Origin of the sequence: Paenibacillus sp. CCS19 (assembly GCF_033239625.1) — a bacterium.
Lineage (GTDB): Bacteria > Bacillota > Bacilli > Paenibacillales > Paenibacillaceae > Paenibacillus_T.
This window is the reverse complement of record NZ_BTCK01000085.1, coordinates 1-9361: the sequence shown is the minus strand read 5'-3', so window position 1 is coordinate 9361 and position 9361 is coordinate 1. Positions and strand designations below refer to the sequence as shown.

Sequence of the window (9361 nt, the reverse complement as noted above, 5' to 3'; positions counted from 1 at the left end):
GTACCAGAGCCAGCTTGCGAAGTAGGGGTTTTTCTTACTGTCCATTAATTAGGGTCTTGACCATCCTCATGCAGGCCTTTTTTGCCGTGTTGTCTTCCTTTTATTGCATGGAACCGGTTTCGATCGATGAGTGCGAGACGGGATCAAGGCTTCAGCGTATCCTTAAACATGATGACGAGCTTCAGCTTCAACAGGTCGGAGAAGGATTTGAAGTCCACCTGCAGCAGCTCGCCGATCTTATCGAGCCGGTAGGCGGCTGTGTTGCGGTGAATGTACAGCTGCTTCGCCGTCTCGTTCACCTGTCCGTTGTTCTCGATGTACAACTCCAGCGTTCGCAGCAGGTCTTGCGCGGAGTCCGGCGCTTTGTCGATGATCGGGGACAGGGTCATGTCGAGGAAACGGCGCATTTTGTCTTGCGGGACGGACTCGAACAGATAGGACATTTCCACGTTTTCGAATGCCACGACGAAATCGCTGATCGACAATCGTTCGGCCGTTTCCCGGGCGTCGTAGCATTCGCGATACGCCTGCTCGAGATGCTCGGGTTTATGCTTCGTGTGGCTGAGCGTGATGCGCAGACCGCTGCCGGATTCGGCCGCGATGTCCGCGAACACCTTGGCCAGCAGATGGGCCGGCTTGCTGGCGCCGGGCGACGTCCGATCGGGCAGGATGGTCAGAATGGCGTCATCGACGTGAAAATGCAGGCTCGTGAAATCTTTCAGCAGCGGGTGGTACTGCAATTCCTGGCGAATCGTGCGGAACATCCGGTCGCGCTTCGGTTCGCTGATCGCGGAGATCGAGAACAGCGCGCATAGATACGGGGCGCCTCCGAACGAGATGCCGTGCCGAGCGGCGCATTCGAGCAGCGTGTCGATCGAAATTTGGCGTTTCAAATAGTTTTTGAGCAGCGAGGCGAATTCGTTCTGCGTCGACTGTTCCATGTAGCTCCGTTCGATTGCGTTCATATGATGCGAGATGATTTCGGCGGCTTGATGGAAGAGGCCCTCTTCCTCCTTGAGCGGCGTCCCTTTCGAGATTTGAAAAACGGCGCTGCGGATCGCGTCCTGTCCGGCTTCCGGGCTCTTCAGCGGAATGCGCAGCAGATTCCAGTTCTCCGTGCGAATCCACTGGACGGTCGGTTTCTGAGGGTGCTTTCCGAGCAGCTCCAGCTCGGCGGGAGGCAGGCTGCTGTATAGAATTTGCCCGCGCAGGCCTACGACGGCGAGCGGTACGCCGAGAATCAAGCCGATTCGCTTGAACAGCTCGCCGACGCCGTCGGGAGCCAGCGCGAACCGGATCAGCTCCTTCTGTTTGTCGAGTACGCCGTGCAGCATGCGCGTGCTGCGCTGCAGCTCGGCATTGAACAGCCCTTTCATCTGGTCGGAGAAGGTGAACGGAAACGGCAGCTCGATGAGCGGGAAACCGAGCCGGTCCGCCTCCGCCACCATGTCGTCCGGCACGTTCGACCAGAATCGTCCCAGCTTGATGCCGATACCGGCGGCGCTTCTCTCCGCCAGCTTGCGAATGAGGGACACGCCTGCCGAAGGATCGTCCTTCATCAAATAGGCGGTCGTGAAGAGGATGTCGCCCTCGCGAACCCAATCGGAAATATCCGGCGCGTCCATGACGTTCACGGATTTGACGATTCTGCCGATGCCTTGACGACCCGCCGTCAGCTTTCCTTCGGACAACGGGTAAATTTTAAGCGCATCTTCCACCGTTAAATACATGGCGATTCATCCCCTTTGCATCCAATCGACGTTCCTCTCCAATTGACAACCGTATGCGAGGCCTTGATGTTCAGTTAATGTTATATAAACTAACATTAATTATGGCATACCTAGTCGATTTTCACAATCGAACTTCGTTTCTTTTGTGCGAATATACAAACAGGTCGAAAAAAGCTTGTATCACTCAAAACTCACGTTATAAAATCTGACATATTAGCGGGGCGGTCAATTAGGAGGGGTGAATATGATTTTCGGAGACGTATCGATTCGACGGAAGGTACCCTGCACGCTGCGGGACGGCGTTACGCTATTCGCGGATATATACACGCCGATCGGCGGGAGAGACTGCCCGGTGCTTCTTATGCGTCAGCCGTACGGCCGCTCGATCGCTTCGACGGTCAGTCATGCGCACCCGGTCTGGTATGCCTCGCGAGGCTACATGGTCGTCGTTCAAGACGTTCGCGGGCGGGGCGATTCCGAAGGCGTATTCACGCCGTTCGTCCATGAGGCGGAGGACGGGTACGATGCGGTCGGGTGGGCTGCCGCCTTGCCTGGGTCGAACGGAAAGGTCGGCATGTACGGCTTCTCTTATCAGGGCGCGGTACAATGGGCTGCAGCTTCGCTGCACCCGCCGCAGCTGGCGGCAATCGCGCCGAGCATGACGGCGGCGGATTTGTATAATGGCTGGATGTACCCTTACGGCAGTTTCGACGCGCAGAACTGTTTGCCTTGGGCATATCAGCTGGCTCGGGACGGCGCTCGGCGCGCGGGCGACACGGAGGCGGAGATCATGTGCAGCCAGGTCATGCAGGATCCGGCCTCGGTCCTTCGGCGGTTGCCCTTGAACGGCGGCCATCCGCTGCTTGAACGCTATATGCCTGCTTATTTCGATTGGGTCGGGCGTCCGGCGTACGACGATTACTGGGCAGGACTAAACTGGCTGGCATCATTTCGAGAGAAACCGATTCCGGCGCTGCATATCGGAGGCTGGTACGACTTCCTGCTGCATGGCACGATGCAATCGTTCGCGGCGCTGCAGCAGGGCGGGGGCCAGTCGCCCGAGCTGTTTCACCGGCTTGAAATCGGACCGTGGACGCATATACCTTGGGGCCGGAAGGCGGGCGGAATCGATCACGGCCCGGAAGCGGACGGCAACATGCACCTGAGGCAAGCGCGCTGGTTCGATTATTGGTTGAAAGGCGAGACGAACAACGGCGTGTACGAAGAAGCGCGGGTCCGGTATTTCGAGCCGCTTCGCAAACGGTGGGAAGAAGCGGATGTCTGGCCTGACGCTGCCGCGGCATCTGCGGGAAAGACCTTGCGACTGTTTCTGTCGGGCTCGGAGCTGCCGTCGAACGGCGCGCTCGGAGGCGGCAGACTGGCGGATCACGAGGATAAGATTGACAAGGAGGCGGCGCCGGATGTGTTCGTGTACGACGCGCGGCTGCCGATGACGCTTGCCTCGGCGCTTCCCGTCGACCGGAGCCCGCAGCAGGACCGCTATGAAATATTGGTCTATACCGGCGAGCCGTTGCGGGAGGAACTTCATGTGCTCGGCGCGCCTCGGGTGCAAGCGGCTTGCCAGACGCTGGACGGACCGACCGATCTCGTAGCCGTGCTGACGTTGCTCCTTCCTGGCGGCGAGGCGAGATTTCTGTCGGTCGGGAGGACGGAGATCGGAAACGCCCGAGCCTTGAGAAAGAACCGCTGGGAGACGGCAAACATCGAACTTCGACCGATCGCCATCCGCTGTCCGGCCGGTTCATCGATCAGACTGGAATTGACGGGCAGCGCATTCCCGCTCCTGCTTCGGCATCCGAACGGGGCGCCTTTAGCCAGCGCTACAGCCGCCGGACCGGGAGAGCTGAATATCGCGACCGTTGCGGTAGCAGGCGGCAAGGGAGCGTTGTCGCGGATCGAACTGCCGCTGGCCGGCGGGTAACGGCTTGCGTCCGCGTAAAATGTCGTCCGCTCGGCAACGAGATCGGTCGATTTCTATTATAGAGGTGCGGAGGAGGACGACTCATGAAATCCAGTTTGAGAATCGTGAATGCCGCGCTGCCGCTGCGGGATGAGAACGCCCTGTTCACGTTGTCCGCCGAGGAAGGCGTCTGGACAGCGGTCGAGCGGCAGGAAGGCGCGATTGAATCGTCGCCGGAAACGATGTCGCTTGACGGCTGGAGCGGCGAAATGCCGGCGGAGGGCAGCGCGTTGAAGCTGGATGCCGGCGGTCTAGCGGTGCTGCCGGCCTTTGTTGATGCGCATATGCATTTGGACAAAGCGTTCTCACTCCCGAAGGTGGGTAATGTTACGGGCACGCTGGAAGAGGCAGTGCGTAATTATTCGGATGCCGTGCCGAATTTTACGAAAGACGAGCTGAAGGCTAGAATGATGCGCGCGGCGCTGCAAGCGATTTCGTACGGCAGCACGACGCTCCGGTCGCATCTCGATTTTCACGTCAGGCACGGCAGGGAAGTTGCGCTGCGGACGATCGAGGCCGCGCTTGAGGTGAAGGAGGCGCTGGCGCCGTACGCGACGATTCAGCTCTTCCCGATGCTTCCGTATTCCGAATTGACCGAAGAGGCGTTGGACACGGCAGCCGAGGCGCTGCGCATGGGCGCGACGGGATTGGGCGGAGCGCCGCATCTGTCGCCGGAGCCGGGGCCTGATATCGACCGTGTGTTCGAGCTGGCGGAACGATACGGCTGCCCGATCGATCTGCATGCGGACGAAAGCGACAATCCGAACATTCGGACGGCGGCATACATCGCGCGGAAGACGCTCGATTACGGTTGGGCCGGCAAAGTGACGGTCGGTCATCTATGCTCCCTTGCGGCGATGGCGGACGAAGACGCGCAGCCGATAATCGCCCTCCTGGCGGAGTCGGGCGTCGGCGCTGTGACCTTGCCGGGCGCGAATCTCTATTTGCAGGGCCGGCACGACCGCTTCCCGGTTCGGCGCGGCGTCACCCGTGTCAAGGAGTTGTTGGCGGCGGGTGTGCCGCTGGCCGCGGCCTCGGATAACATCCACGATCCGTTCCATCCGTTCGGCCGCGGAGACCTGCTGTTGATCTCCCTCGTGACCGCGTATGCCGCTCATATGGGGAGTCCGGCGGACATTCGGGAAGCGCTGCGAATGATTACGACGTATCCAGCCGCCGTGGCGGGTGTGCGCGGCGGCATCGAACCAGGGCTTGACGCCGACTTCGTCGTGCTGGACGCGGCGACGCCGGAGGAGCTGCTGACCATGCTGCCGGAACAGCGCTGGGTATGGCGCAGAGGACGATGCCTTCGCGCGGCCGCGCCTCGTGCGGAGTGGAACGGGGGCATACTGCGGACCTATTGGGCGGATGCGTGCGAACGGATTCATTTTCGCAAAGAGAGGGGCTGACGAATGAGCAGGATAGCGGTCATTTATTACAGCGCTTACGGGCATGTGTACGAAATGGCGAAGGCGGCGGCGGACGGTGCGGAGCAGTTCGGGAGCGAGGTGCGGCTTCGGCGCATACCGGAGATGGAGGCCGAGTCGAATCGGACGCCCTTCCAGGACAAATTCAAGAAACGCGAGAGCGAATCAAAGCTCGGCCATCATTTTCAAACGGTCGGCCGCTTCGAGAAATACGAGCGCTCGCTTGCGCAGCAGGAAGAGGTGCCGATCGCGACGAACGCCGACCTGCGCTGGGCCGACGGCATCGTGTGGGGGTTCCCGACCTATTACGGGTTCATGCCTTCGCAGGTGAAGCTGTTTCTCGAATTCGCCTCGGATCTGTGTGCGGACGGCGGTCTGGAGGGGAAACCGGCCGGTCTTATCACAAGCTCCGGCTCCATTCATACCGGCCAAGAAGCTGCGATTCTGACCTCGATGGTGCCGTTGTTTCATTTCGGCATGATCATGGTTGGGCTTCCTTATTCCGAGAATCCGGAATATTTGACGGCCGACGGCATTGGCTGTTCGCCTTACGGCGCTTCGACGGTGGCGGGGCCGGACAGCTCGCGAACGCCCGACGAGCGCGAGCTGGTCATGGCAGGGCGGCTCGGCCGCCGGGTGGCTGCCGTTGCATCGGCGCTTGCGACGAGCGGATTTCTAAATAAATAGGATGCGGAATCGATAGATGGCCCGCCCGTTTGCCGGAAACCGGCCCGGGCGGTTTTTTTTTGCATCGGTCATTAACCCGCATCTTTGTTTTCCGGAGCATGGTGTTGAGGAGAAGACGATGGCCTGGCCTCGAACGCGAAAGGGGGTTGTGTTGCGCGATGAGAACTCCTCTCGGAAAGTTGCAAGAAATATGTTACGTATATGACATGTATACTTACACAGATTATCAAGTTCGTCGTAATCCATGCCAAATAAAAAGCCTATTCATTGTGCGAAGAGCCATATTTGCATCAAATTCGTTGATGCCCTTTAATATGTGTCATAAAATATTACATATAGATTACAAGGAGGGATCGCGAATGAGTTCGACTATTACGGCAGGAACAGTTCTGCATTCGGTAACCGGACGCAAGGGAAGTTCGGATTATCTTGTCAGCATGGACGATATCGGCAAAGTCTATCCGAACGGAACGGTCGCCGTGCAGCATGTCAACCTTCAGGCCGGCGAAGGCGAGTTCCTGTGCTTCGTCGGTCCGTCGGGATGCGGCAAATCGACCATTTTCAATATGATCGCGGGTTTGACCGGACATACTTCCGGTCGGCTGTCCGTGCTCGGAACGACGCCGAAGGAAGCGCGCAAGCAGAACGAAATCGCGTTCGTGTTTCAAGAGCACACGCTGCTGCCGTGGGAGAAGCTGATCGACAACGTTACGCTGCCGCTTACGCTGCGGGGCGTTCCGAAGAAGGAGCGAATCCGGGAAGGCGAGCGGGTGTTGGAGCTCGTCGGCTTGAAGGATTATATGAAGGTGCTGCCGCGTCAATTGTCGGGCGGGATGAAGATGAGGGTCTCGATCGCCCGGGCGCTTATATCGCGGCCGAAGCTGCTGCTGATGGACGAACCGTTCGGCGCGCTGGACGAGATCACGCGTCAGTCGCTGCAGGACGAATTGCTGAACATCTGGCATCAGGAACGGAAAATGACAGTCCTCTTCATTACGCACAACGTATTCGAGGCGGCGTTCCTGTCGACGCGGGTGGTCGTCATGACGCCGCGGCCGGGCAAAATTTCCGAGGTCATCGAGGTCCCGATTCCCTTCCCTCGTTCGGAGGATTATCGGTCGATGCCGGAATTCGGCAGCTACGTACACAAGGTGTCGGATGCGCTCAAGCATTAACCGCAGCGCGAATCGAGCTTCGAAAGGAGAATGAGAATGGAAAAGTTGGTAGCAAGCGCCAATGCGGTGCCGGATACGTCAGGCAGCGCATTGCCGCCCGCCGTATCCGCGGCGTCCATCGTTGCCGAGAAGCCCTCCGGACTCTCCCGATCCGAGTCCAAATGGAGGAAATTCGCCGGGCGGGTTATTCCGCCGCTCGTCGTCTTCATTCTGTTCATCGCCGTCTGGGAGATTGCCATTGGGATGAGCGGCGTGAAGCCGTACCTGTTCCCGAAGCCGTCGGATATCGTGCGGGCCGCGGCGGAGAATTGGCATAATCTGCTCATCTCCGTCCGGACGACGGTGGCGGAGTCTGTGCTCGGCTTCGCGTTCAGCGTCATTCTCGGCGTCGCTTTCGCCATCGGGCTCGCTCTCTCGAAGACGGTGGAACGCAGCGTCTATCCGTACGCAATCATTCTGCAGACCATTCCGATCGTCGCGGTCGCGCCGATTATCGTCATCTGGTGCGGCGCAGGCATGAACGCGATCGTCGTCATCACCTTCCTGATCGCCTTCTTCCCGATTCTGTCGAACACGCTGATCGGCCTCAACTCGACTGAGGCGAATATGAAAAACCTGTTTTATCTCTACAACGCGACGAAATGGCAGACGATCTGGAAGCTGCGTATTCCGGCGGCGCTGCCATACATTATGGCCGGCATGAAAATATCTTGTTCGCTGTCGGTCGTCGGGGCCATCGTCGGCGAATACGTGGCGGGCATCGGCGGCTTGCAGGGCGGACTCGGTTATGCGATCACGGTTGCATCGACACGGCTTCAGACGGCTTATTTGTTCGCCTGCGGGTTGTCCGCAGCCGTTATGGGCATCGTGTTCTTCCTGCTGATTAACGCTCTATCGAACCGGCTGCTCCGTTCCTGGCACGATTCGGCGATCAACAATTAATCGCGATTCGCGGCGATTAGCGAATGGAACGAAAGGCATTGGCTAACGAAAGCCAGACCGATGACGAGAACAGAGGGGGGCTGACCGTGAAACGAAACAAAACGCCGATGATACTCGGTATCGCCGTCATGATGCTGCTGGCCGCCGGCTGCTCCGCAGCCAAAAACGAGTCTGCATCTTCCGGCGCCGGCTCGAACGTCAGGAACGGCACTGACGCAGCAGGCGGCGCAAAGGAGCTGCAGAAGGCGCACCTGGTCGAAGGCTGGTACGCCAAGGGCGAGGACGGCGGGTATTTCGCTGCGCTGCAGCAGAACTACTACGAGGATGCCGGCATCGACATGACGATCCAGCCCGGCGGTCCTCAAGTTTCCGGCCTGCAGCTTGTCGCTTCCGGCCAGGCGGACTTCGGCATCTCCTATGCCGACGATATTTTGCGAGCTCGCGAACAGGGCATTCCGGTCGTCGGCCTCCTGGCCGGCTTCCAATATACGCCGCAGGTGCTCATTTATCACGCCGAGGACAAGATCGGAGGCTTCGAAGATTTGCAGGGCCGGACCGTCTTCATTCAACCCGGCGTGCTGTACTGGGAATACATCAAGTACAAATACAAGTTGACGGATGTCAAGGAACTGAACTATAACGGGCAGCTGGTCAATTTCCTGAAAACGGAAGACGCACTCAACCAAGGTTACATCACTAACGAGCCGTACGCGCTCGGCGAGCAGGGCGTCAAGGTGAACGTGCTGAAGATTGCCGACTCCGGCTACGCCAATTATTGCGATGTGTTGTTCACGACCGAGGATTATTTACAGAAGCATCCCGATATCGTGAAGGCAGTCGTGCAGGCGAGCCAGAAGGGTTGGGCGTATTATCTGGACAATTACAAGACCGTCAATCCGTTTATCCAGACGTATAACAAAGACATGGCTGTCGAAGCGATGGATTACGAGGCCGAGCAGGGAAAACCGTTCATTCTGAACGACGAGACGAAAGCGAACGGCATCGGTTACATGACCGCAGACCGCTGGAACCTGATTCAGAATCAGCTGATGGAAATCGGCGGCTTGAAGGCGAAGCAGGACGTGTCCAAGGCGTTCGATACGGCGTTTTTGGAAACTGCAAAGTAGGGCCGGACAAGAGCCATCGGTTTCGTCCGTTGCGCAAGAACGCTCGTTTTGCCTTCGCAATCGGCAGGACAGCCCCTGCGCAAGTCATGGCCGGAGCTTTATCGATTGCGATGCAGGCGGCATCTTCCGAACCTATTCCGAAGGGGGAAGTCAGCGTGAAACAGCTTGGTCATCCTCGCAATTATTGGCGCGTTTCGCCGGAGCGGGCCGATCTCTGCCGCGGCGCTCAGCCGCCGCAGCCGATATCCTTCGCCCCCGAGCCGCAGAGTCTGCCGATCGATCCCGCAAGAAG

Annotated in this window: 7 protein-coding genes and 1 pseudogene; 7 read left to right on the top strand and 1 reads right to left on the bottom strand. The window is 58.8% G+C overall.

Annotated elements, in window-relative coordinates:
* Positions 1-143 precede the first annotated feature (143 nt).
* Complete coding sequence (locus SBI19_RS29080; protein WP_317973025.1) at positions 144-1730, bottom strand: PucR family transcriptional regulator; 1587 nt, start codon at positions 1728-1730, stop codon at positions 144-146.
* Positions 1731-1974: 244 nt separating this feature from the next.
* Here SBI19_RS29080 and SBI19_RS29075 point away from each other — a divergent pair, with 244 nt between their 5' ends.
* The 7 genes and pseudogenes from SBI19_RS29075 to SBI19_RS29045 form a co-directional block, all read left to right on the top strand.
* A complete protein-coding gene (locus tag SBI19_RS29075) occupies positions 1975-3672 on the top strand; it encodes a CocE/NonD family hydrolase (protein ID WP_317973024.1) in 1698 nt (565 codons plus the stop codon).
* A gap of 83 nt (positions 3673-3755) precedes the next feature.
* A complete protein-coding gene (locus SBI19_RS29070; RefSeq protein ID WP_317973023.1) occupies positions 3756-5120 on the top strand; it encodes an amidohydrolase family protein in 1365 nt (454 codons plus the stop codon).
* Positions 5121-5123: 3 nt separating this feature from the next.
* Positions 5124-5825 carry an NAD(P)H-dependent oxidoreductase gene (locus SBI19_RS29065; protein ID WP_317973022.1) on the top strand — a complete coding sequence of 234 codons (702 nt, stop codon included), beginning with the start codon at positions 5124-5126 and terminating at the stop codon, positions 5823-5825.
* Between the two features lie 437 nt (positions 5826-6262).
* Positions 6263-7000 (top strand): ABC transporter ATP-binding protein, encoded by a 738-nt coding sequence (locus SBI19_RS29060; protein WP_317973026.1) that lies wholly within the window; start codon positions 6263-6265, stop codon positions 6998-7000.
* Between the two features lie 36 nt (positions 7001-7036).
* A complete protein-coding gene (locus tag SBI19_RS29055; protein WP_317973021.1) occupies positions 7037-7942 on the top strand; it encodes an ABC transporter permease in 906 nt (301 codons plus the stop codon).
* An 86-nt stretch (positions 7943-8028) separates the two neighbouring features.
* A complete protein-coding gene (locus SBI19_RS29050) occupies positions 8029-9069 on the top strand; it encodes an ABC transporter substrate-binding protein (RefSeq protein WP_317973020.1) in 1041 nt (346 codons plus the stop codon).
* Between the two features lie 29 nt (positions 9070-9098).
* Positions 9099-9361: pseudogene (locus tag SBI19_RS29045) on the top strand (hypothetical protein); the annotation flags it as partial.